Here is a 22888-nt window from a genome sequence, read left to right as displayed (position 1 = left end):
CAGCTTCGCGACGATCTCTTCGGGCTTGTGCTTCTTCTGGGGCATTCCAACGTCCTCTCTAAAGGCTCAATAGCCTACTTCAGGGAGGACCACTTTTCAGGGGGCAGACCAACCCTTACACTTCAATTGAGACTCACTCGTCCTGAGTCTGAATTGGAGTGTAACATTATTGCCAAAAACGCCCGAGTCCAAGATTGAAGTGTAAATCGACATCTACCGACGGCACCGGATGCGCGATATCGTCAACGTGCCTGGGACCGACCCGGAAGCCTGCTTCGGATGAGAAGCGCACGGCGTTCTTTTGAGACAGTCCTTTCCGAGAAGCGCCGGAGTGCATTTCACTCGCGCCTCAGCTTTTCGATCCTGCCAGATCCTGGAGACCCACAGGGTCTCAATGCGTCGCGTCGCCCAGGCCACCGCCGCCGGGCGTGAGCAGTATCAACCTGTCGTCTGCGTCGATCCTGGTTACACCTTTGGCGCGGATCGGCTTGCCAGACTTCAGGCGAATGGCGCCGGCTGCGCCATCATCTCCGCCCTGCGCGCCGCGCGCCGGGTAGACCACGCGGTCGAACGAAGCGAGCAGGTCGAAGGCCGTGCCGTCACGGCCGGACATCTCCACCACCTGCCCGTCCCCTCCCCGCATCCTGCCGTTTCCACCGCTGCCGATACGAAGCTCCTTTTTCCAGACAACGATGGGAGCCTGGATTTCCGCGATCTCCACCTGAGTGCCGTGCACGCCCGAAGGGAAAGCGGTCGCGGAAAGCCCGTCCTTTGTCGGGCGAGCGCCGGTGCCGCCATTCATGGTGATCGACAAAGCGAACGGCTTTTCCTCTGCCGCGTCCGTCTTGTGCCGTCCGCGTACGGTCACGTTCCATAGTGCAGATGCGCCTTCCGCCGGCACCCGATCGGGCAGGGCCTGGCGCAGGCATCCGAAAACCACGTCGGGAAGCATCTGGCCGATCACGTGGCGGGAGGCCACCGGCGCGGGCTTGATCGCATTGAGGATGGTGCCGGCAGGCGCGGAGATCGTGAAAGGCAGCAACGAGCCGGCATTGTTGGGAACATCCGGCGCGACCACACAGCCAAGTCCGAAAACCGAATAGGCGGTCGTGTAGGAAAGAGGCACGTTGATCCCCTTCCTGATCGACTGGGATGTCCCGGCAAAATCCACATGAATGCCATTGTCCGACACGGTGAGCTGCGCCGCCAGTTCGATCGGGTCGTCGTAGCCGTCGGTGACCATCCCGTAGGACCAGGACCCCTTCGGCAAGGCGGCGATTGATTTGCGGACCGCGTCCTCGGAGCGAGTCAGCACGAAGTCCGCAAGAGCGTCGATCGATTCCAGTTCGAACTCGTCCATCATCTTTGAGAGCGCGCGCGCGCCGGTTTCGTTGCACGCGACCAGCGAATAGACATCGCCTTCGGTCTCGACCGGCAGACGCGAGTTCGCCTTGATGATCTCCATCAGAACCTCGTCGACCTGTCCCCGGTCGATAAGCTTCAAAATGGGGATGTAGAGACCCTCCATATGGACGTCGTCCGCTTCGGTGCTCACCCCCATGCCGCCGACATCCATCAGATGGCTCGTGCATGAGAACAGGGCGACCAGTCGCCCCTTGTGGAAGGCCGGCGTCGTGATGACGAAGTCGTTCAGATGTCCCGTCCCCATCCACGGGTCGTTCGTGATGTAGGCATCGCCCTCCTTCATCGTGTCCAGCGGAAACCGGGCGATGAAATGCTTCACGGATTCCGCCATGGAGTTGATGTGTCCCGGTGTTCCGGTCACGGCCTGCGCGATCATGCGCCCCCGAAGGTCGAAGACGCCGGCGGAGATGTCCTCGCATTCGCGCACGATAGTGCTGAAGGCGGTGCGGATCAGCGTCTTGGCCTGCTCGCCGGTCACGGCGATGAGGCGGTTCCACATGATCTGCATGTCGAGGAAGTTCATATCTGTCACCATGGCTGTCACGCCTTCTTCTCAAGAACGATGTTGCCCGCTCCGTCCACGCGAGCGTCGAAGGCGGCGGGAACGTAGATAGTGGTTTCGATCTCTCCGATGAGGGCCGGTCCCTGCACCTGCGATCCGGGCCGCATCTGCGCCCGATCATAGACGGGCACATCGAGGAGGGCGTTCAGCCTTCCGTCGAAGAGCTCGCGCCTACCCACCGGCGGCGGAGCCACAACCTTAGTGGCCTGCGCGAAGACCCCCGGCTGCTGCGAGTAGGTCGACACGAGAACCGACCAGGTCAGCACTTCGATGTCAGCAAGGGGAATCTCGCGCGAGAACTGCCTGCGGTATTCAACCTCGAAGCGGCTTCGCAGGCTTGCCTGCGCACCTGGCCGCAACTCGTCGCGGGCAATTTCTACGGCGATCTCATGGCCCTGGCCGACATAGCGCATATAGGCCGTCATCCGCTCGAATGTGCGCGCCCCTTCGGCTCCTGGTTCCACAAGGGCCCTCGCATCGCGCTCCATCCCCGCAAGCAGCGCGCGGACACCCTCGACATCGAACGCCTCGCTGACCTTCTGCGGGAACGACCTGATGACCTCATAGGCAACCGGCGCCGCCAGAAAGCCGACAGCCGACCCCACCCCAGCATTCGCAGGAATGAGGACCTTTTCAATGCCGACTTTTTCCGCGACGCGCGCGGCATGCAAAGGCGCTGCGCCGCCGAATGCGATCATGGTGTACCGATCGACCGGTGCTCCCAACTCGGCCGCATGCATGCGGGCAGCGCTTGCCATGTTCTCGCAAACGACCTCGTAGATGCCAAAGGCTGCCGCCTCCGGCTCCACACCAAGCTTTGACCCGACGTCCCGCGCCAGAGCTGCGCGCGACAGGTCGGGCCGAAGGGTCATCGTGCCGTTGGCGAAATTCTCCGATTCTATCAACCCGAGGACGAGGTCGGCGTCAGTCACGGAAGGGATATCTCCGCCAAGATCGTAGCACGCAGGACCCGGCTTGGAGGACACGCTTTGCGGACCGATCTGGATTCTCCCCAAACCATCGACCTTGGCGATCGATCCACCGCCAGCACCGATCTCAACCATTTCGATCACGGGGATGCGCAGCGGCAGCCCGGACCCCTTCATAAAGCGTTCGGTGCGGTCGACCTCGAAAAAGCGCGACGTCGTCGGCGCGCCCTCCTGTATGAGGCACACCTTGGCCGTCGTCCCGCCCATGTCGAAGGACAGTACATTTCGCTCCCCGGCAGCCAGCGCGATCAGAGAAGCGAAGATCGCGCCGCCGGCAGGGCCTGATTCGACCAGCCGGACAGGAAAGTCGCGCGCGACATCGAGAGAAGTCAGGCCGCCGCCCGACGTCATCAGATAGGTCGCGCCATTGAAATCGCGCTTCAGAAGCTCCTCCGCCATGCGACCGAGATAGCCCTGCATCAGCGGTTGTACATAAGCGTTGGCCACGGTCGTGGAGGTGCGCTCGTATTCGCGCACCTCGGGGCAGACCTTGTGAGAGAGCGAGATCGAAACGTCCGGCATTTTCTCACGCAGAATGCGTTCCGCCTCCAGTTCGTGCGCGACATTGGCATACGCATGGATGAACACCACGGCTATGGCCTCGACCTGCTGATCTTTGAGTTCCAGAGCCAGCGCGCGCATTGCCTCGACGTCGAGCGGCAGGAGGACCTTGCCGGTGGCGTCGATCCGCTCCGGGACGGTGAAGCGCGCCGAACGCGGGATCAGCGGCGTCGGCTTTTCGATCATCAGGTCGTATTGGTTGAAGCGGCTTTCCGTCGCGATGTCGAGAACGTCCCGGAACCCCTCGGTCGCGACCAGCACGGTCCTCGCGCCTCTTCGCTCGATTATCGCGTTTGTCGCAAGGGTCGTTCCATGCACGAAGACATCGACGTCCGCGAAGTTCAGCCCGCCATCCTGCAGCGCAAGCGACAGCCCATTCAGCATGCCGATCTCCGGCTGGTCGGGCGTAGTCAGCACCTTGCGGGTGAGCCGCCGGTCGCTGCCCACCTGGAGCACGACATCGGTAAACGTACCGCCGATATCCGCCGCCATCCGCACATTCGCGTGTTTCGACATTCTATGCTCCGTAAAATTCCGGGCCGGCTTATGACGCAGAACGGTCGTCCTGCGGGCGGCTCCCCCGGTGTGAAACTCAGTTCGTGTGATTGCTCTTCAGGAGGCCTGCGACGACCTCGACCGTCGTGTCGATTTCCTCGACGGTGTTGAAATAGTGCGGCGCCGCCCTGACATGCTGCGCAAGGCCCCGTCGCTCGGCATCGATCAGCGTACTGGCCTTGCCCGTCACCCCGATGATCACATCGCGGGTTGCCGCCTGTCTCACGATCTCCCAGGCCGGCATTCCTTCGGCACGGAAACTGACGATCGCGCTTGGACGAGGGCCGAGATCGAGAACCTCAACGCCGGAAATATCGCGAAGACCCCCGCGCAGGCGATCCGACAGGATCTGGCAACGGGCTTCGATCTGGTCGAGCCCGAGCGCGAGGGCGTAGTCGATCGCAACCCCCATGCCGATGCGGTTGCCGCAATTGCTTTCCCACGTCTCGAACCGGCGGGCGTCGGCCCGCAATTCGTAGCGGTCGCGTTCCACCCAAGGAGCGCCCCAATGATCGATGATGACCGGATCGAGATCCGCCAGCCTTTCCTTTCGCACATAGAGGAACCCGGCTCCGCGCGGCCCACGCAGGAACTTGCGCGAGGTTCCGGCAAGGAAGTCGCAGTTCAGTTCTTCCACGTCGGCAGGGATCTGGCCGACCGCCTGGCAGGCGTCGAGCAGATAGGGAATGCCATGCCGCCGCGCGATCAGGCCGATCTCTTTCGCTGGGTTGGCCAGTCCGCCATTGGTCGGAATCCAGGTGGCTGAGATCAGCTTCACCTTGTCGTCGATCATCGCCTCGAGCGCATCCAGATCGACCTGACCCGTTTCATCCGAGGAGACGACGCGGATGTCTATGCCGTGCCGCTGTTTAATCTGAAGATAGGCGACATAGTTGGCCGCATATTCCGCCTCCACAGTCAGCACCACGTCGCCGGCCTTGAACGGAAGCGAATAGAAGGCCTTCTGCCAGGCGACGGTTGCGTTCTCGACGAGGGCGATCTCCTCGTCCTTCGCGTTAAGCAGCCGGGCGACGGAGGTATGTACGTCCGCGATCCTGCGCGCCTCGATGTCGGCGGCTGCATAGCCGCCGACATCGGCCTCAAGATCGAGATAATCGTGCATGGCCTGCACGACCGGCTGCGGCATAATGGAGGCGCCGCAGCTCATCAGGAAGATACGCCTGTCCAGCGACGGCGCATCGGCCCTGATCTCCTGCATTTTTCCCTCGAGGGGAAGCTGTGCCATCACGCCGTCTCCCAGACGTCCAGTTGGCTGAGCCGGGTGCCAGCGATTGGGACCGGATGCGGGTATCCGGCGATCTGGAGCAGCTTCCATACGGTAGCCAGATTGCTTGTCACGACGGGTCTTCCGATCGCCTTCTCCAGCGGCGCGATGCCACGCAACCAGGTGAAGTTGGTGCAGCCGATGTAGACACCATCGGCCTCGTCGGGCATGCGCGGCGCGATCCATTCGTTGATCGGCTGATAGTCGTCCAGCCCCTCCGTCCTCACCATGCCGAAATTGCAGTGGCTGGCCACGACTTCGAAGCCATTTCCCTGGAGGTAGGCGACCAGCTTGGCGGACAGCCACGGCTCATAGGGGTCGAAGACTGCAAGCTTGCGCAGTCCAAGCGCCCTCAGGGCAACCAGAATGCTGCTTGACGTGGTGATCGAGGGCAGGCCGGACGCCTCCGTCAGCACGTCGCTGACACCCTCGTCGTAACCGACACCGCCGATGAAGCTGCCGGAGGTACAGCCGAGCGCTACGGCCTTCACCCAACGGGCATGGCTCAGCAGTTGCGCCGCCTCGCGTGCCCGTTCCTTCATCGCACTCAGTTGCTCCAGCGAATCCTCGCTGTTGAGCACGCGGGAGAAATGAAAGCCTACCTTTGGAATCTCCAGGCGCGGAAAGTCGCGCTCCATGATCGAATTGGCTGATGGGGTGATGATGCCAAGTCCGATTGGCTCGAGTGTCATGATAACATCCCTTCGAAATCAGATGACGGGCAGGCCGAGATAGGCTTTGCGAATGTCCGGATCGTTCAGCATTTCCGGTCCGGTTCCGGTGGCGCTGACGCGCCCCAATTCGATGACCACGCCGAGATCAGAGATCTTCAGCGCCTGGACCGCGTTCTGCTCGACCATGATGATGGCCATTCCGTTGACCTCGGCCAGTGAGCGGATCGAGGTAAACACCTCGTCGATCATCATCGGCGAGAGACCTAGCGACGGCTCATCGAGGAGAAGCACCCTGGGCCTCACCATGAGAGCCATCGCCATCTCCAGCATCTGCTGCTGCCCGCCGCTCATGTCGCCGGCCAGAAGATGCAGCTTCTCCCGCAAGATGGGGAACTGGTCGACCATATGCTGGAGATCGGCCTCAATCCCGTCGTCGGATCGCGTATAGGCGCCCATTTCCAGGTTTTCGCGAATGGTCATCTGCGGAAAGTTGCAGCGGCCTTGTGGTACGATCGCGATACCGGCCTTCAGACGCTTGACCGTGCCCAACGCGGCGATGGAGCGCCCCTCGAAGCTGACGTCTCCCTCTCGGACCTTCAGCATTCCGAAGATGGTTTTCAGCAGGGTCGACTTTCCCGCGCCGTTGGCACCGATCACCGAGGTGACGGTGCCGCCGCCCACGCCGAACGAAACCCCCTTGAGGATGCTCAGTTCGCCGTAGCCGGCATGGACGTCGCGTAGTTCGAGCAGCGGTTCTTTCTCAACGGCCAAGATACGCCTCCTGAACACTGGGGGTGCCCATGACATCGTGCGGGTTGCCGTCCGCCAGCTTGCGCCCCTGCTCAAGCACGACCAGCCGCTCGCACAGTTGCACGACAACGCCGAGATTGTGCTCCACAAGGATGATGGTCAGTCCCGCCCCATGGTTCGCGGCGATATGCCTCATGAACAGGTTGATGATGGTCGGATTGACACCGGCCAGCGGCTCGTCGAGCAGCAGGACACGCGGCGGGCTGATGACGGACGCCGCGAACTGGACGAGCTTGCGCTGACCATAGGACAATTCTCCCGCCTTGCGATGCTCGACATGCTTGAGATTGAGTGTTTCGATCAGATGGTCGGCACGTTCGCGGAACGACCGGCTCTCGGATTGCGGCGACAGGTATGAAGCCCATTCTGCCATAATCGACTGGCGCCCATGCAGAGCCACGGCGAGGTTTTGCCGCACGGTCAGCGTCTCGTAGACGCGCGTGGACTGGAAGGTCCGGACCAGACCCCGCTTGGCCAGCGCGCTGGAAGACATGCCGGTAATGTCGATGCCATCCAATTCGACACGGCCCGCATCGGGTTTCGTGATACCGGATATGCAGTCAAGCGTGGTGGACTTGCCCGAGCCATTCGGCCCGATCAATCCGACCAGTTCACCGGGGCGCACCTCCAGCGAAAGATCATCCACAGCCTTGACCCCGGCGAACGCCTTGGACAGACCGGATATCCTGAGATGCCCGCCATCGATCCGCTCCTCCGCGCCGAGCGGCGTGATGTCGGCGATCGTATCAGCCGCGAAAGGCTGGGCACTGACGCCCGAAGCCTTGCCGCCCTCACGCCGCCCTTTCCGCCAACGCTCGACGCGCTGAAACAGGTGCTCGATGCCGTCCGGCGCGGACAGGACGATGACGAGCAGCAGCAGGCCGAAAATGACCATGCGCCATTCGTCCGCGATGCGCAGCACCTGGGGCAGCACAGTGAAGATGATCGAAGCAGTGAGCACTCCACGCAGGCTGGCCCGGCCTCCAATGAATGCGACGATCAGCAGCGTAACCGTGGTCGCGGTCGAGAACGAGTCCGGACAAACCACCGTCTGGAACTGGGCAGCAAACACGCCAGCCACAGCGGAGAACGCCGCCGCAACCGCGAAAGCCGTGAGCCGCAGGCTCGTTGGAAAGAACCCGTTCGACGCCGCCAGCACCGGATCATCCCGCACGGCCTGGAAGGCCAGGCCGAGCTTGCGACGGTTGATCGCGACCGAGGCCACCACCACCATCGCCGCGATCGTGAGAATGAAGTAGTATTGCTGCGGCAGCTTCCATGGCGCGATTTCCATGAAGCCGAGCGGGATGGTCGCGCGCGGCACCCCGGCGACGCACATCGGCCCCTGCGTCACCTCCATCCAGTTGGTGGCAATGAGATGCGCGATGGTGGCGAAGCCCAGCGTACCGATGGCGAAAGCGTGCAGGTTCAGGCGGAAAGACGGTATGCCAACGACAAGGGCCAGCAACATGCCACCCGCCATGGCCGCTATGACCTGCCACCAGAAGCCCATCTCCAGATTCACCGCCAGCAGCGCGGCGACATACATGCCGAAGCCGTAAAACACGGGCTGAGCGAAACTGAGAGCGCCGACGCGGCCGACCACCAGGTCGAAGGAGACCGCCAGACAAACGATGATGAGCGCGTTGATGCCGATGCTGATGTAATAGTTCGACTGAGAGAACACGGGCACGAGGGCGGCCGCCACCAGCAGGATGAGCAGCCAGCCGTAATCGCGCATGAAACGGGAGGATATAGCGTCCATCAGCCTACCCTCACAGCCTTGCCGAACAGCCCGTTGGGCCTGAACAGCAATATCAGTATCATTCCGCCGAAGACGATCGCGTCGGTATACTCCGTCGAAATCAACGTCGTTGACGCAGCCTCCAGCAATCCGATGACGAATGCGGCTACGATCGCTCCCTTCACGTTGCCGAAGCCACCGACGATGACGGCGGCAAAGGCCTTGATGTTGACGAGAACGGCCATCGTTGGCCCGACGGCATAGAGCGGAGCGATCAGCGCGCCAGCGAGACCGGCGAAGGATGCGGCGACAACAGTGGTGACGAGACCGATCACGGGAACGCCGATGCCGACCACGGCAGCCGCCTCACGGTTCTGCGCAACCGCGCGCATGGCCTTGCCGGTACGCGTGTACTTCAGTCCAAGGTAGAGCGCGGCGAAGGAAACTATGGTCCCCAGAAGCACCAGCACACGTTGGGCCGAGATCCGTACGCTTCCCAGATCAAGGATAACGTTGTTCAGAGGGCTCTCGACGTAGCGCGGCGTAGGACCTGACAGCACGATAGCGAGATTGATCATCACGATGGATAGGGCAAGCGTGGAAATGAGCTGAATCTGCCATGGGCGCGAGATCACCCTGCTAATGACGATGGCATAGAACAGCACACCTGCGCACGCCATCAGCAACACGGTCAGCGGCGCTGCGGCGTAGTAAGGCAGTCCGACTACGGCAAGCAGGACATAGAGAATGAACGCTGCGAGCATGTAAAACTCGCCATGCGCGAAATTGACGATCTGCAGGATGCCGAACAGCAATGCGAGCCCTGCCGCTACGAGGGCGTATTCGGCACCCGCCGTCAGGCCGTTCAATAACTGGGTGAACAGGAGGTCCATTTGATCTCCACGTGAAAATCATTGCCGGGAAAGCGCACGCGTTAGGGGCCGGACGGTCGCGACAACAGCCACGGCCCAACGCATTTCGTGCAAACTGCAAGCGAAAGACAATCTGACTACCAGCCGGGCATCATCCCGGCCGGTAGTCGACTGGCATCAGTGTGTGGTGACGGTCTTGAGTACCTTGCTCTCGCCGTCGTCGATCCTCACCAGGAAGAGGTTCGGATAGGCCTGGCGAGTCTCGTCGAACTTGATCGGTCCGATATCGAGCACCGCGTCGACCTCAGCCAGCCCCTTGTTGATACCTTCACGGCTTGCGCCGCCGGCCTTGACCGCCTCGTTGACGGTCAGCATCGCGTAGTAGGCGAGCGCGGCGTTGTAGGCAGGGTAGTCGCCATAGGTGGCCTTGAACGCCTCGACCATCGGCTGCTCGGGGGTTCGCGCCCAGTATGCAGCCTCCGTCAGCCCGTTGCCGAGCTTCGGATCGCCCATCAGGTGCAGAGCTTCGTCGGTGTAGCAACCGCCACGCGAGAACAGCTTCACGTCAATGTTCAACTCGCGCTTCTGGCGGACGAGGAGCGCGCAATCTGGCGGCTCGCCGAAGAACAAGATGGCGTCGGGCTTGCCCTGCGCAATCTTGGACATCATGCTGCGCAGATCCGCGGTTCCCGTCGTGAAGAAGTCGGAACCCTTGACCTCGACGTCCAGTTCGGGAAGCGACTTCTGATAGACGTCAGCCGCGCCGCGCCCGAAATCGTTGTTGACCGACAGGATATGGACCGATTTCACCCCGTCATCGAGGATGTACTGGGAGAACGACTTGGCGATGGTGGCGTCGTTCAGGTTCATGCGCCACATGAACGGATTGCCGGCAGAGGTGATCTTCGGGTTGGTCGAACCGTAGGTGATCGCCGACACCTCCGCGCCCTCCAGCAATGCGGGCATGCCGCCCAGCGTCGCGCCGGAACAGCCCGAACCCAAGATGACATCGACCTGCTGAACCTCAAGCAGATTGCGGAACGCGGACGCACCGCCGGCAGGCGTGCATTCATCATCGGCAATGACCAACTCGTAGTCGACGGCGGAACCGCCTTCCTTGAGCTGCTTGATCGCCAGCTCGATGCCCTTGCGAGCGTCAGGACCCTGGAAACCGATCGCCCCGCTGAAAGCAGAGCTGGCCGACCTTCACGGTTTCGGCCTGCGCTGAGACGGCGCCGCCGACAAGCAGCGACACGGCCGTCATACATCCCATTATCATACGCATGCGTGTTCCTTCTCGATTATGGTTAAAACTGCATTCATTGGTCCTGCGCGCCGGCTTCATAGCCGCACGCAACGGATATTCTCCGCGCGGCACCCGCCACGACGCGGGACAACCGCTCAAAGTCCTCATCGACCTTCGATGAAGTGGGTATTGCCACGCTCAGTGCGGCGACCATGCGCCCGGTGTAGTTGAAGATCGGAGCCGCAAGCGAAGCGATGCCGTAGATGTTCTCTTCGACGATAAAAGCCATCCCCTTCTCGCGCACCTGACGGATATCGCCGAGCAGGACCTCCACGTCCGTCACCGATTTCGAGGTCAGCGCCAGAAGCGGACCCGGCCCGAGCAGGCCGCGTATCTCGTCGTCGCCCAAGGCGGACAGCAGGATCTTGCCCATCGCGGTCGTGTGCAGCGGGATGCTGGCACCGGGAGCCATATGTGTGGAGACGATCCCGTGCGTCTCGTTGACCTGCACGTAGACCGCGCGATCCTGATGCCGCACCGACAGATAGCCGCAGACATTATGCTCGCTGGCGAGCCGCTCGATTTCCGGGCTGGCGGCGATAGCCAATCGGTCGCTCCGCAGGGCCGACTGTCCAAGGAAGTAGGCCTTGAAGCTCAAGCGGTATGTCCGACTGGTTTCGATCTTCTCCACATAGGAGAGCTTTTCGAACGTAGTCACCAGCCGCTGGACGTTCGATGCTGGCATATCAAGCCGCCGAGCCATCTCGCGAACGCCAAGCCCTGCCGGGGTTTCATCCAGCAATTCAAGGACGGCCATACCTTTTTCAAGCGATTTGCTCATCTGTGCCATATAATGAAACACTGTGCCATTTATCTACGTTAGGAACAGCCCCCTTTCTTGTCAAGCCTGGAATCCCGGCATCGTTCAAGAAGATCAACCACCGGCTCCTGATCCTGGACCGCGAGCGGTGCGGACGCGGGGCTTCGCACACGGCCTCGATCATCGACGGCCATACGGTCAAGACCTGCGAGAGCGGCGGGCCGCGGGGCTATGATTCGGGCAAGAAGTTCACGGGTCACAAGCACCATGCGCCGGTCGACACGGACGGGCACTGGTGCTGTTTGCGCATTCCGCCGCCATCTAGAACCGTGATGACGCAGGGCCGGTGTTGCAAGCCTCACGGCGGCCTTTTCCCTTCATCAGCAAGGTGTTTGCCGATGCAGGCTATCAAGGGCCGCGTGTCGCCGAGGCCAGCTCAATCGCCATCGAGATCTTGAAGCGAAAGCCCGATCAGGTCGGCTTTGCCGTCCAGCCGAGGCGCTGGTTGGTCGAACGCTTCCTCGCCTGGATCAGCCGCAACCGCCGGCTCTGGAAGGATGCCGACGCGACCATCGAATCCGCCACCGCCTTCCTCTACGTAGCAGCCGTTATGATCCTCATCAGGCACATCGCACGCCAATCGTGATCAGTTTTCGGCACGGACTCTAAGCGTGTCTGACGTAGTGAAGATACAGATAGCGCCAGCTTGTGCCCACTTTTGGAGATTCGTCGGGCACGGCGTTGACATCTGAAATGGCACAAAGTTGACATACTTATTTTGCTCATGTCGCCATATTCATGGCGCGCGAACAAGGGTTCCAGAAAGCTAGAAATCAGAGGCCCTGCACCGAAGGCCGGACGGGGCCGATTCCAATCGTGGCTGATCGTAGTTTGTGCGCCTACGTGTCGTCGAGTGGAACAACGAAACTGTGATGCCCATCTCCTACGCTCGTGGCCCCCCATGGAGAAAATTCGACACCGCGAATATCCCGAAAAATGCGCCCGCCCACCGAAAGCTCATCAATCACGAAGCGGGCGTTTTCCTGAACATTGCCAGCCATGTCGCTGGATCGTTGCATTTCGCCAGTGAAGCGGACGCCTTCAATTCGGTCCAGCAAATCGCGGCGCAGGTGCAACCCTTCCTCTGATCCGGTGTCAAGCCGCAGCTCATACGACATCCCATCGATTTCCAGGCTGACCATAGGTGTCGAACGCTGATCGAAGGTGATGGGCAAAACCAGATCGGCCGCGTTCGACGGAACTACAGCGAAAGCCGCTCCCAATCCGATGATCGGGAGCACAATTGAGAATTTCAAGAATGCCACCATGAGCCGCATAGTCCGATTTTGAGGGGTCAGGTGCGATTGATCCGCGCCGATCCGGTCGCCAGAAACGGTGCAAAGGCTTTCCGGATCGTTTCAAGGAAGGCATCACTGAACCGGCCAATCGGAGCCTGACTCTGGTCCAGGTAATAGGACCGCTCAAGGACGTCGTAGTTGCACTCGCTGATGGTGATCCAGCCGCGCGCGTGTCCTGTCAGTTTCGCCCGGCGCAACTCCAATGGAGGGATTTCGATTGCCTGCTGCCCGTCGAAAGGCGGCTTTGACGAAATCGGCAACAACAGCAAGTGCGTTAGCCCCTGCTTGTCGACGATGGTCAGGATCATGCAGACGGGGCGGTCTTTCTCGCCATGCTCCCGATCCGGGTTCTCGTCGACCTGCCAGCGCCAGAGATAGGGGTAGGAGACGATGTCTCCGCGCCGGAACCCGTCACTCATCGGTCGAGGCTTGGTATTCAGCGGAATCCTTGTCCAACTGCTCCAGGAACATGGCAGCTAGATCATCGGGCATTTCGCCGGCCTTATAGGCGCGGCGCGGATCGGCGTGGCCCTTCAGCTTCTCATAAAGCTCTACCGGCATGACGACGACCGAGGGGCGGCCATGCTTGGTGAGCGTAATAGGCCGCTTCTTGGCCTCATCATGATAGCGCCCGAAATGGCGCATGAATTCGACGGTGGTGACGGTATCCATGGCTCAAGCCCTTTCTGTCTTAATCGGATAATACAGAAAATTCAGATTTTGTGCAAGCGTCCGGTTCTCTGTCTCCCCGCCATCGGGATATTCAAGCCGCCTGTTTGCCCTCAGAACCGGCATCGGCAAGCGCCTTTTCGATCTCGTTGAGCTGCCTGCGCTTTTCAGCAAGCTCGCCGGCGAAAGCGAATTCGTCACCATCGCCGCGGGATTGATAGGAGGTCAGCCGGCGGCGCGCATCGGCGAGGCGCTGGCGATAGCGCTCCTGCTCATGCTCGAATCCGGACAGCGCGTGCTCGAGACGGGAGATCGCGCCGAGCGGCGTCACCGTGATCGGCAGGTCGATCTCGACATCTGCCTCGGTGCGCTTGAGGACGGTGCCATAGTGATAGCTATCCTTCCGAAAGCGCTGGCCCGAGAATTCAAGCTCGAAGCCGCCGATCGACGCGATGACCGTCTCACCCTCCTGCTGGAGTTGCACGAGGGTGAGGATCTCCTTGAGCAGAGCGCGGCCGGCCTCCTTGCGGTCGACGTAGGATTTGCCCGCGACCGTCATCGCGAAGGCTTCGTCGGATGTCGGAACCAGCCGCGCGATATCCTGCCCGATTTCGGCAATACGGCGGGTGGAATGCTCGATATCGCGCTCGGCATCACGGATGCTGCGCCGCACGGCGTGCTGATCGTCGATATGGGCCGCGCGCAATCGTTCGAGGCGTGCGATGTCGGCTTCCAGCCCCGCTTTCTGCATCAGGCGTTGGTCGCCACTCGCGATTGCCTTCGCCATGGCGAACTGGTTCGCCTGCCCCTCGCCCATATCTTCCAGCCGCCGGATCGAAGTGTCGCCGGACAGGGCTGCTGCGATGAAGCGGGCCTTGCGCTCGTTGTTCTGCCACATGGTGGCGTCGAGGCTGCCCTCGGTGGCGTATGCGAAAAGATCGACCACGTCGTGCTGGTTTCCCTGCCGCACGATACGGCCTTCGCGCTGCTCAATCTGGGATGGAAGCCAGGGCACGTCGAGATGGTGCAGCGCCTTGAGGCGAAGCTGGGCGTTGACGCCGGTGCCCATGGTCTCGGAGCTGCCGAGAAGAAAGCGGACCTTGCCGGCGCGGACGTCGCCGAACAGACGCTGCTTGGCCTCGGTCTTTTTGTAGTCCTGCATGAAGGCGATCTCGGAGGCTGGAACGCCCAAACGGATCAGCTCGTCGCGAATCCAACGATAGGCCGAGAAGCCTCGCGTCTTCTCGACGTTTATCGTGCCGAGATCGGAGAAGATCATTTGGGCGGCGCCGGGCAGCTCGAACCGCTTGCCGTCGGGCCGGACGTAGCTGTTGCCACCGGTCTCCCGCCAGATGCGATAGGCGTTCGAGATGAGATTGTTGAGCTTGTTGTCCGGCTCGTTGTCATTGTCGGCATCGACCAGGCGCAGGTCGATCGCCGCGTGGCGGCCATCGGTGATGACCGAGAGCAGGATGTCGTCGCCCGGTTCCGGAGGCCGTTCGCGCTCCTCGATGGCCTTGATGCGCGCATCGAGCACCAGCTGGTAGCGCTTGAACGCCGAGCTCGGCTTCGAGGTGACGATCTGGCGCTTACCCGTCGAAATCGCCGGCACTTTCACATACTGGCGCAGATCCTCGGGCATAACGACATCCGCGAAGGAGCGGAACATCGCGATCAGCTCCGGCACGTTGACGAAGCTGGCGAAACGCGAGACCGGCTTGTATTTGCCGGATGGCTGAAGCTCGAGCTCGGTCGTGGTGTCACCGAAGGTCGAGGCCCAGGCGTCGAACGTGCAGGCCGCGTTCCATCAGGGCCGCGTGATCCATCAGCCGCTGGACCGAGAACATTTCGCCGAGCGTGTTGGTGATCGGGGTTCCCGACGCCAGCACAAGCGCCCTGCCCGGGTTCTTCGCTTCGATGAAGCGAGTGTCAATTTACGTTTGAAGCTGGGACTCACGCATTGAGTGTTTTCAACGGTTTGCGTGAGACTGAAGTGTAACGCCTTATGCTTCAAATGAGACTCTGGCGGGCATTTGTTACACTCAAATTGAGATTGATCGACCGGTCTATCGACCGTAGTGTCGGGTATGATCTCATCCTCGGATAACCCCGATCAAGATGACAACCCGGAAGAGTTCCTTCGATATCTGCTTCGCCGTACAGGCGGGCAAGTAACCGCTGAGGTTGTTGCGGCTGCGCGCGAAAGGTTTAGCATCCCGCGATCGACGCTGTTCCGGCTGGCTGCGCGGTTCAGAAAGACGCAACGCACATCAAGTCTGCGACCAAGGAAACGTGGTACTCACGAAGGCGCTGTCAGGCTCGACCCGAGAACCGAGCGCATCATTGCCGAGCAGGTTGATGGCTTCTGGCTTAAAAAGGAGAAGCCAAGCCTTGCTGCGCTGTTGCGACGTATACGGGAAGTCTGCCTCACCGAAGGTTTGTCCCCTCCTCACCGCAGCACCGTCCAAGCGCGATCATCCACCGACGATCAACCCCAGCACCGGCGTGGAGAGCATGCCGGTGCTAGCGATTACGTTGACATCACGTCCGACAGAGCGCCGGATCTACGGGCAGTTGCTCATGGCCATGGGAGCCAGCATCAACGAACGTCTGACCCTCATGGAACTCGAGATCCGAACCGTCCTCTTGCTGAAAAGCAACAATGTGCGTGTTCTGGTGTTTGACGAGGTGCATAACCTCCTCGCCGGCACGCCGAGGGAACAGCGGGTGATCCTCCAGCTTCTGCGATATCTGAGCAACGAGATCAAAGCGTCGCTTGTCTGCCTTGGCGTATCGGAAGCGCGTGATGCGATTGCCGGCGACACACAACTGGCCCGACGTCTGGATCAGTTTGTGCTGCCCAGATGGAAGGCAGATGAGGAGTTCCAGGAACTTGTAACGGCGATCCTGCGCAGCCTGCCGCTCAGGCTGCCATCCTCTTTGTCAAGCCAAAGCCTACGGCACCTTTCTCGCCTCGGTGACGGCATCACAGCTCGCGTATTCGGGATACTCAACGAGCTCGCAATCGAGGCGATCCAGAATGGTATCGAGCGCATCACCGACGACAGCATTGAATCCTGGAGGCCAGCCTTGGAGAAGGAAGCAGCCTTCGCATAGCCGCCCAGACCCTTACACTTCAATTGAGACTCACTCGTCCTGAGTCTGAATTGGAGTGTAACATTATTGCCAAAAACGCCCGAGTCCAAGATTGAAGTGTAAATCGACAACAGCGACGACCCGGACCGACGCAAGGACCGGACGGAGTACCTCCTCGATGTCGCGGTCTATCGCAGGCAGCTTCGATTCCTTGGTGGCGCAGGGGAGCGTCTGCATGAGAGTTTCTCTGCCGACATTCTCGCTGCGGAACTCGTCGACGATGAACTTCGTCTGGTCGCCGACTGCTCCTTTTACGTCACAAAGGATCGCGACGTCGTTACAATCGCGCTCGCCGGCGGTACAGTTGAAATCAAAGAGTACCCCCCAGCCAAGTGGACTGAAGCTCAAAAAGTAGCCAGACGAAATGGATAAGGATTGTGACCGAACTGTTCGCGGGAAATGTCGAGGTCCAGTATGGACAAGCTTATATCGAATTGGATGGTAAATTTAACGGGTTTATGGACGATTGCTTCCTCGGTCAAAAGAATGGCCTTTGCGGAGCACAGATGCCAGCAATATTGTTTCTGATGACCGGTCTGCATACCGGCGTTGTAGGCATCACCATAAACCTGTTCGACGCAGACCCCGGCTTTGAAAAAAGTTGGGAGGAGATTGTGGAAGTCTCTTTTCAAGCTCCCAGAGGAGAGATCACCTTGATGGAATGGGCGGCCGATCGTGGCGTGGGTATGGCCGTGCCGGTCGGGTTCTATCGGGCGCGGTACCAAGGCCGGGCGATGCAGGCCGCCAACGAACTGGACACCAATATCAACGATACCCCCGTCGATAGTTATCGGCTGGACCTGTGGCCCGCTCCGCCGGCCCCAGATCGTATCATAAAGCAAACCTCGACCATCGCAGCCTATTGGCATGACTGGGCCAGCAGCCTCCCCATGTCGCAGAAATCCTGACTTTTGCACGTGCGAGGTGGGGATTTTTTGCCAGTTTCATCAATGCAATATTCCGTCGAGACTCGGCAAGCTGAGTATCGCCGCCCCGGCGATCGAGGGAAGACGGCGGGAACCGGCGTTCCCGGTTTTATACCGAAGTGGCGGAGGGGATGGGCCTGACGTCGAACCTTCTCCAGTCTAAGTCATTGTTTTTATTGATCGCAAGCACCCTCGACGGAATGGCGAGACCCGACCTCCTGTATGACCTGCGACGCGGGCCGACGGATCCTACCTGATCGCGGGCTGGATGCCGGTCGACGAGTTCGCCGATCTGCTCTCGCTCGACTTGGACGAAGATCGCGACTTCGAGACAGTTGCAGGACTTGTCCTCGACGAAGTGGGCCAGTTGCCGGAAGTGGGGCAGCGCATCGACCTGCAAGGCTGGGGGGTCGAGGTGGTCGATATGGACGGTCGGCGCATCGACAAGCTTCTGGTGCAGAAGGCGGCGGCCTGAGCCCGCCGCCGCTATCCTGGATTTAGGGCCAGATCGCCCAGACATAGACGAGGTAGCCGGCGAGCAGGACCGCGCCCTCCCATCGCGCGATCCTGCGCCCGGTCCAGGCGAAGGCGACCAGCGCCAGCGAGACGCCGATCATCACGAGGTTGTCGAAGCTCACGATCTCGGCCGGGACCACGCCTGGCGCGATCAGCGCGGTGAAGCCGCCGATGCCAAGGATGTTGTAGATGTTCGAACCGACGATGTTGCCGAAGGCCACGTCGCCCTGCTTTTTGAGCCCGGCGACGATGGAGGTGACGAGTTCCGGCATGGAGGTGCCGACCGCGACGATGGTCAGCCCGATCACTGTCTCTGAGATGCCGAAGCCACGCGCGAGCGATACGGCGCCGTCGACGAGGAACTTGCCGCCGAACACGACGAGCACCAGTCCGGCGACGGCGATCAGGGCTGAGACGAGGAGCGACGCCTGTGGTGGCGCCGGAGGGGCGAGCGCGGGATCTACCTCCTGCAAGGCGATGCTCTTGTCGTAGACCGCTCCGTGATCCGGGGTGGCGGCGCGCTCTTGCCGGAAGGCAAGAAAGATGTACCCAACGAGCGCAAGGATGAAGACCGCGCCTACGGCCCGCCCCATGGGCATCACCGCAGCGGCTGCCGCGAAGGCCACGGCCACGGCCAGCATCACCAGACCGTCGCGCTTGAGAGCCGACGACGCCACGATAATCGGGCTCAGGAGTGCCGCGATGCCCGCGATCAGCAGGATGTTGGCGATGTTGGAACCGACGATGTTGCCGTACGCGATCCCCGGCGCATCCGAAAGCGCGGCCTGCACGGACGTTACGAGCTCGGGCGTCGAGGTGCCGAAGCCCACCAGCGTTAACCCAATGACAAGTGGCGAAACGCCCAAGCCCGTGGCGACCTGCACGGCCCCGCGCACCAACAGTTCGCCGCCTGCAATCAGCAAGACAAGGCCGCCAATAAGCGGCAACCAGATTTCCAACACGTTCAAACTCCGTACGTTTTTTGATTGAGAACCTAGGGTCAGTCCCTATAAATCTTTCTTGCACGCCAGCATGTTGACTGATTCATGCTGGTCATGAACCAGAGCAATACAAGATACTTCTGGCTGAGCGCGGAGCAGATGCGACGCATTCAGCCCTTCTTTCCCAAAGCGCGAGGGCGTGCCCGATCTGACGATTGCAAGGTGCTGAGCGGCATCATCTATGTCAAGCGAAACGGTCTTCGCTGGCAAGATGCGCCAGCGGTCTATGGCCCTTATAAGACCCTGTATAACCGGTTCGCCCGCTGGTCCCGGATGGGCATCTTCGCCAGAATATTTCAGGAGCTGGCGCAACCAGGCGCTCAAGGCGACACGCTGATGATGGACAGCACATTCCTGAAGGCGCACCGCACCGCGGCCAGTCTTCGAAAAAAGGGGATCGTCCGCGCGCGATCGGACGCACGAAAGGCGCGGAGGGCATGGGCCTGATATCCAACCTTCTTTTGTGGATGCCGCTCGGTTTGCAAGGAATTTCTGATCGTCCGGACATGTGATCGAGTGCGGTCTTTTGTCAGGCCTGTTCGTGCGGCTGACTGGCGCCGCTGGCCGGGATGGTGATGCGCGGAGCGGGGCCACATCTCCAAGAGCGAGCTCGAGGCTCGGAGAAGGTTTCTGGTTTGCCCGACCCGGATCATGTCGATCAATTGCCCATTCGGATCTTGTCTTCCTCACAACTCGGTGACCTGGATGGCCGCTCGGCTCCCGATCAGGCGCCGATCAGCACAGGGCCGCGATAGCTTTCGCCGCGCGTCAGCATCGCCCAGATGCCGCGCGCCATCTTGTTCGCCAGTGCAGTTGCCACGACCGGGACCGGCTTGCGCTCCAGCCTCCGCGCCAGCCATGAACCCTTCGGCGCCCCTCGCCTGGAGGCCCAGCGGATCACGGCGGTGGCTCCGATCACCAGCAATCGCCGGATATCGCGTTGGCCCATTTTCGAGGTTTTCCCGAGCTTCTGCTTGCCACCGCTGGAATGCTGTCGCGGCACCAGGCCGAGCCAGGCGGCGAAATCGCGTCCGCGCCGGAACTGCTCCATCGGCGGGGCGAAGGTCTCGACCGCGAGCGCGGTGATCGGGCCGACGCCCGGCATCGTCTGCAACTGGCGCGGCATCTCCGCCTCCTGAGACATGGCTGCGATCCTGGCCTTCAGGGCATCGATCCGGCCGGTAAGCTGAGCGATCTGGTCGAGGAGCATCCGGCAGATCTCCCGCGCGAGGTCCGGCACGTCGCTCCCGGGATCTTCGATGATCTTTGCGAGGCGCGGCAGGTAGCCGATGCCCTCGGGCGCCGTATGGCCGAACTCATAGAGGTGCGACCTGAGCGAATTCACGGCCTCGGTCCGCTGCTTCACCAGCTGCTCGCGCGTCCGGAACGCCACAGCCCGGGCTTGCTGTTCCGCAGATTTCGGTTCGACGAAACGCATCGTCGGCCGCAGCGCCGCCTCGACGATCGCCTCGGCATCGGCGGCGTCATTCTTCTGCCGTTTCAGGAACGGCTTGACGTAGTGCGGCGCGATCAGCCGGACCTCGTGCCCGTGCCGCGCCATCTCCCGCGCCCAGTAATGCGCGCTGGCACAGGCCTCCATCGCCACCAGGCACGGCGGCTGGTCCGCCATGAACCGCGCGAACTGCGGCCGCGACAACTTCTTGCGGAACACGACCGACCCGTCCGCCGCCGCGCCGTGAACTTGGAACACGTTCTTTGCCAGATCGACGCCGATGATGCTAACTTCTCCCATGGATGCCCTCTCCTACAGCTTGTGCTTCGACACAACGAGTTTGGCACATCGCGATGCCGTCAGGGGAGAGCGGCATCCACCCCATCTCCACCTTCTGGCGGCATTCAGGCCTCGGGGCATGGTCGCTAGAATGGCAGCACGAGCGGCACCAGCGCCACGCTGGCAGCCATGCAGATCGCAGCGAAGGGCACGCCGATCCGCAGGAAATCCGCGAACCGGTAGTTGCCCGGCCCCACCACGAGCGTGTTCACCGGTGAGGAGACGGGCGTCATGAAGGCAGCCGAGGCCGCCAGCGCCACCGTCATCGCGAACGGATAGGGCGAGGCCTCGAGGGCGCTGGCGACGGCCAGCGCCACCGGGGCCATCAGGACGGCCGTTGCCGTGTTCGAGATGAAGAGCCCGAGCAGCCCGGTGACCGCGAAGATCGCCGCCAGCACCAGCCGGGGCGAGGCACCGTCGAGCGCACCGAGCAACGCCTGTGCCGCGATCTCGACCCCACCGGTACGCTGTAGCGCCAGCGAAAACGGCAGCATGCCCACGATAAGGATCAGGCTCTGCCAGTGGATCGAGCGATACGCGCCCGCCATGTCGATGCAGCGGAAGAGCCCCAGTAACAGGCAACCGAACAGCGCTGCCTGCACGTTCGGAACGATCCCCCAGACCATCAGCACCAGCACCAGCACCAGGACGCCGACGGCCAGCGGGGCGCGGTGGCGGGCGGGCACCGCTTCATCAGATTCCGCGGGCAGTTCCAGCAGCACCAGATCGCGGCGCTCGTCCGCCAGCTTGCGGATCGCACGCCAGGGGCCGACGGTCAGCAGCGTGTCGCCGGCGCGCAAGGGCTCGTCGATCACGTCCATGGGAACGGGTTTCGTGCCGTGCCTTATGCCGATGACCGACAGGTCATAGGTGCTGCGAAAGCGGGCCTGTGTAACTGTCTTGCCGATCAGGCGCGAGGTCGGCGGCACGATGATCTGCGCCATGCCGATTTCCTGTGCCGTGTCGGTGAACCACTGACCAGAGACCGGCAGCGCGATCAGATCGTGCGCCAACGTGAAGCCGTCCAGATCGAAGCCCGATGCGCCATTCAAGCGACGATCGATCATTAGGATGTCGCCTGCCTCAAGCACAGTCTCGGCGCGTGGATGGATCAGTTTACGGCGAAACCGGCTACCGCGTTCGATCGCAATAATGTTGATGCCTGCACTGGCACGAAGGTCCAGCGCATCCAGCCGCTTGCCTGCGAGATCGGAGCCGGGTCGCAACCGCAACCGATGCTCGCGCCCGGCCAAATCGTAATCCGCGACCCAACCTGTCAGGGCGGCACGCTCGGGCAATTCCGGCGCCGTGCCCGGGGCGAGGAAGCGGCGCGCGACCAGCATGTGAAGGATGGCCAGCACCAGGACCGGGACGCCAAAGGGGGTGAAGGCGAAGAAACCAAAGCCCTCGTGCCCCTGCCGCATCAGTTCGGAATGGACGACCAGATTGGGCGCGGTGGCGACCAGCGTCATCATCCCGCTGATCAGCGCGGCCATCGACAGCGGCATCATCAACCGGCCCGCAGGGATGCGGGCGTTGCGGGCGATGCGCAGCACGATCGGAATGAAGATCGCCACCACCCCGGTCGAGGACATGAACGACCCGACGCCTGCCACGATCACCATCAAGAGGAAGATCAGCTTCGCCTCGCTGGCTCCGGCACGCGCCGTCAGCCAATCGCCCAGGCGCTGCGCGACGCCGGTACGCACCAGCGCCTCGCCGATCACGAACAGAGCCGCGATCAGCACAATGTTCGGGTCCGACAGGCCCACCAGCGCCTCGGACATGGTGATGACGCCGGTCATCGGCAGCGCGACCATCATGATCACTGCCACCACATCCATGCGCGGACGGTTAAGCGCGAACATGACCACCGCCGCGCCCAGCAGGGCCAGCACCATCGCAAGAGGGGACATGGATCAGACCT

At 61.6% G+C, this 22888-nt stretch carries 17 protein-coding genes and 5 pseudogenes; 5 read left to right on the top strand and 17 right to left on the bottom strand.

Features of this window, described 5'->3' with window-relative positions; translation table 11 throughout:
• Positions 1-391 precede the first annotated feature (391 nt).
• The 9 genes and pseudogenes from FY036_RS01810 to FY036_RS01770 form a co-directional block, all read right to left on the bottom strand.
• Positions 392-1960, bottom strand: a complete 1569-nt coding sequence (locus FY036_RS01810) for a hydantoinase B/oxoprolinase family protein (RefSeq protein ID WP_148913000.1) — start codon at positions 1958-1960, stop codon at positions 392-394.
• A 5-nt stretch (positions 1961-1965) separates the two neighbouring features.
• Positions 1966-4053 carry a hydantoinase/oxoprolinase family protein gene (locus FY036_RS01805; RefSeq protein ID WP_148912999.1) on the bottom strand — a complete coding sequence of 696 codons (2088 nt, stop codon included), beginning with the start codon at positions 4051-4053 and terminating at the stop codon, positions 1966-1968.
• Positions 4054-4129: 76 nt separating this feature from the next.
• Positions 4130-5338 (bottom strand): aminotransferase class V-fold PLP-dependent enzyme, encoded by a 1209-nt coding sequence (locus tag FY036_RS01800; RefSeq protein ID WP_148912998.1) that lies wholly within the window; start codon positions 5336-5338, stop codon positions 4130-4132.
• A complete protein-coding gene (locus FY036_RS01795) occupies positions 5338-6069 on the bottom strand; it encodes a maleate cis-trans isomerase family protein (protein ID WP_148912997.1) in 732 nt (243 codons plus the stop codon). The genes FY036_RS01800 and FY036_RS01795 overlap by 1 nt, the downstream gene beginning before the upstream one ends.
• A gap of 18 nt (positions 6070-6087) precedes the next feature.
• On the bottom strand, positions 6088-6822 hold the full coding sequence (locus FY036_RS01790; RefSeq protein ID WP_201744677.1) for an ABC transporter ATP-binding protein: 735 nt from the start codon (positions 6820-6822) through the stop codon (positions 6088-6090).
• Complete coding sequence (locus FY036_RS01785) at positions 6812-8626, bottom strand: branched-chain amino acid ABC transporter ATP-binding protein/permease (protein ID WP_148912995.1); 1815 nt, start codon at positions 8624-8626, stop codon at positions 6812-6814. The genes FY036_RS01790 and FY036_RS01785 overlap by 11 nt, the downstream gene beginning before the upstream one ends.
• Positions 8626-9498, bottom strand: coding sequence for a branched-chain amino acid ABC transporter permease (locus tag FY036_RS01780; protein ID WP_148912994.1), 873 nt, complete (start codon positions 9496-9498; stop codon positions 8626-8628). Before FY036_RS01780 ends, FY036_RS01785 begins: the two co-directional genes overlap by 1 nt.
• Before the next feature lie 156 nt (positions 9499-9654).
• A pseudogene (locus tag FY036_RS01775) lies at positions 9655-10656 on the bottom strand (ABC transporter substrate-binding protein); the annotation flags it as partial.
• Positions 10657-10796: 140 nt separating this feature from the next.
• Complete coding sequence (locus tag FY036_RS01770; RefSeq protein WP_161601075.1) at positions 10797-11564, bottom strand: IclR family transcriptional regulator; 768 nt, start codon at positions 11562-11564, stop codon at positions 10797-10799.
• A gap of 83 nt (positions 11565-11647) precedes the next feature.
• On the opposite strand from FY036_RS01770, the pseudogene FY036_RS01765 reads away from it, so the two are divergent.
• Positions 11648-12189: pseudogene (locus FY036_RS01765) on the top strand (transposase); the annotation flags it as partial.
• Positions 12190-12442: 253 nt separating this feature from the next.
• Here FY036_RS01765 and FY036_RS01760 read toward each other — a convergent pair.
• The 4 genes and pseudogenes from FY036_RS01760 to FY036_RS01745 all read right to left on the bottom strand — a co-directional run.
• Positions 12443-12871 (bottom strand): hypothetical protein, encoded by a 429-nt coding sequence (locus FY036_RS01760; RefSeq protein ID WP_148912991.1) that lies wholly within the window; start codon positions 12869-12871, stop codon positions 12443-12445.
• Positions 12872-12897: 26 nt separating this feature from the next.
• A complete protein-coding gene (locus FY036_RS01755; protein WP_148912990.1) occupies positions 12898-13320 on the bottom strand; it encodes a hypothetical protein in 423 nt (140 codons plus the stop codon).
• Entirely contained in the window at positions 13313-13573 is a 261-nt protein-coding gene (locus tag FY036_RS01750) for a type II toxin-antitoxin system Phd/YefM family antitoxin (protein WP_148912989.1), read from the bottom strand. Before FY036_RS01750 ends, FY036_RS01755 begins: the two co-directional genes overlap by 8 nt.
• A 91-nt stretch (positions 13574-13664) precedes the next feature.
• Positions 13665-15504 (bottom strand): annotated as a pseudogene (locus FY036_RS01745) (helicase-related protein); the annotation flags it as partial.
• A 424-nt stretch (positions 15505-15928) separates the two neighbouring features.
• Between FY036_RS01745 and FY036_RS01740 the strand changes: the two are divergent.
• A complete protein-coding gene (locus FY036_RS01740) occupies positions 15929-16687 on the top strand; it encodes a TniB family NTP-binding protein (RefSeq protein ID WP_148912988.1) in 759 nt (252 codons plus the stop codon).
• Between the two features lie 63 nt (positions 16688-16750).
• Here the strand turns inward: FY036_RS01740 and FY036_RS01735 are convergent, their stop codons facing one another.
• Positions 16751-17074: a hypothetical protein gene (locus FY036_RS01735; RefSeq protein WP_148912987.1), complete on the bottom strand. Its 324-nt coding sequence runs from the start codon at positions 17072-17074 to the stop codon at positions 16751-16753.
• 29 nt (positions 17075-17103) lie between these two features.
• Between FY036_RS01735 and FY036_RS01730 the strand changes: the two genes are divergently transcribed.
• A complete protein-coding gene (locus tag FY036_RS01730) occupies positions 17104-17634 on the top strand; it encodes a hypothetical protein (RefSeq protein ID WP_148912986.1) in 531 nt (176 codons plus the stop codon).
• A gap of 253 nt (positions 17635-17887) precedes the next feature.
• Positions 17888-18127, top strand: a pseudogene (locus FY036_RS01725) (transporter associated domain-containing protein); the annotation flags it as partial.
• Positions 18128-18149: 22 nt separating this feature from the next.
• Here the strand turns inward: FY036_RS01725 and FY036_RS01720 are convergent.
• Positions 18150-19130: a calcium/sodium antiporter gene (locus tag FY036_RS01720; RefSeq protein ID WP_089389417.1), complete on the bottom strand. Its 981-nt coding sequence runs from the start codon at positions 19128-19130 to the stop codon at positions 18150-18152.
• A gap of 93 nt (positions 19131-19223) precedes the next feature.
• Between FY036_RS01720 and FY036_RS01715 the strand changes: the two are divergent.
• Positions 19224-19597, top strand: a pseudogene (locus FY036_RS01715) (IS5 family transposase); the annotation flags it as partial.
• 296 nt (positions 19598-19893) lie between these two features.
• Here the strand turns inward: FY036_RS01715 and FY036_RS01710 are convergent.
• Entirely contained in the window at positions 19894-20922 is a 1029-nt protein-coding gene (locus FY036_RS01710; protein WP_148912985.1) for an IS110 family RNA-guided transposase, read from the bottom strand.
• 125 nt (positions 20923-21047) lie between these two features.
• The gene (locus FY036_RS01705) at positions 21048-22877 is read right to left on the bottom strand and encodes an SLC13 family permease (RefSeq protein WP_148912984.1); all 1830 of its coding nucleotides are present in this window, start codon (positions 22875-22877) and stop codon (positions 21048-21050) included.
• Positions 22878-22888 lie beyond the last annotated feature (11 nt).

Source organism: Neoaquamicrobium microcysteis, from assembly GCF_008180155.1.
GTDB classification, from domain to species: domain Bacteria; phylum Pseudomonadota; class Alphaproteobacteria; order Rhizobiales; family Rhizobiaceae; genus Aerobium; species Aerobium microcysteis.
This window is presented reverse-complemented; position numbering and strand designations above follow the sequence as displayed.

Coding starts and splice junctions, on each gene's coding strand:
- FY036_RS01760 (WP_148912991.1), bottom strand. CDS start 12,871: ATGGTGGCATTCTTGAAATTCTCAATTGTGCTCCCGATCATCGGATTG.
- FY036_RS01740 (WP_148912988.1), top strand. CDS start 15,929: ATGGCTTCTGGCTTAAAAAGGAGAAGCCAAGCCTTGCTGCGCTGTTGC.
- FY036_RS01770 (WP_161601075.1), bottom strand. CDS start 11,564: ATGAGCAAATCGCTTGAAAAAGGTATGGCCGTCCTTGAATTGCTGGAT.
- FY036_RS01710 (WP_148912985.1), bottom strand. CDS start 20,922: ATGGGAGAAGTTAGCATCATCGGCGTCGATCTGGCAAAGAACGTGTTC.
- FY036_RS01705 (WP_148912984.1), bottom strand. CDS start 22,877: ATGTCCCCTCTTGCGATGGTGCTGGCCCTGCTGGGCGCGGCGGTGGTC.
- FY036_RS01800 (WP_148912998.1), bottom strand. CDS start 5,338: ATGGCACAGCTTCCCCTCGAGGGAAAAATGCAGGAGATCAGGGCCGAT.
- FY036_RS01810 (WP_148913000.1), bottom strand. CDS start 1,960: ATGGTGACAGATATGAACTTCCTCGACATGCAGATCATGTGGAACCGC.
- FY036_RS01795 (WP_148912997.1), bottom strand. CDS start 6,069: ATGACACTCGAGCCAATCGGACTTGGCATCATCACCCCATCAGCCAAT.
- FY036_RS01755 (WP_148912990.1), bottom strand. CDS start 13,320: ATGAGTGACGGGTTCCGGCGCGGAGACATCGTCTCCTACCCCTATCTC.
- FY036_RS01780 (WP_148912994.1), bottom strand. CDS start 9,498: ATGGACCTCCTGTTCACCCAGTTATTGAACGGCCTGACGGCGGGTGCC.
- FY036_RS01805 (WP_148912999.1), bottom strand. CDS start 4,053: ATGTCGAAACACGCGAATGTGCGGATGGCGGCGGATATCGGCGGTACG.
- FY036_RS01785 (WP_148912995.1), bottom strand. CDS start 8,626: ATGGACGCTATATCCTCCCGTTTCATGCGCGATTACGGCTGGCTGCTC.
- FY036_RS01750 (WP_148912989.1), bottom strand. CDS start 13,573: ATGGATACCGTCACCACCGTCGAATTCATGCGCCATTTCGGGCGCTAT.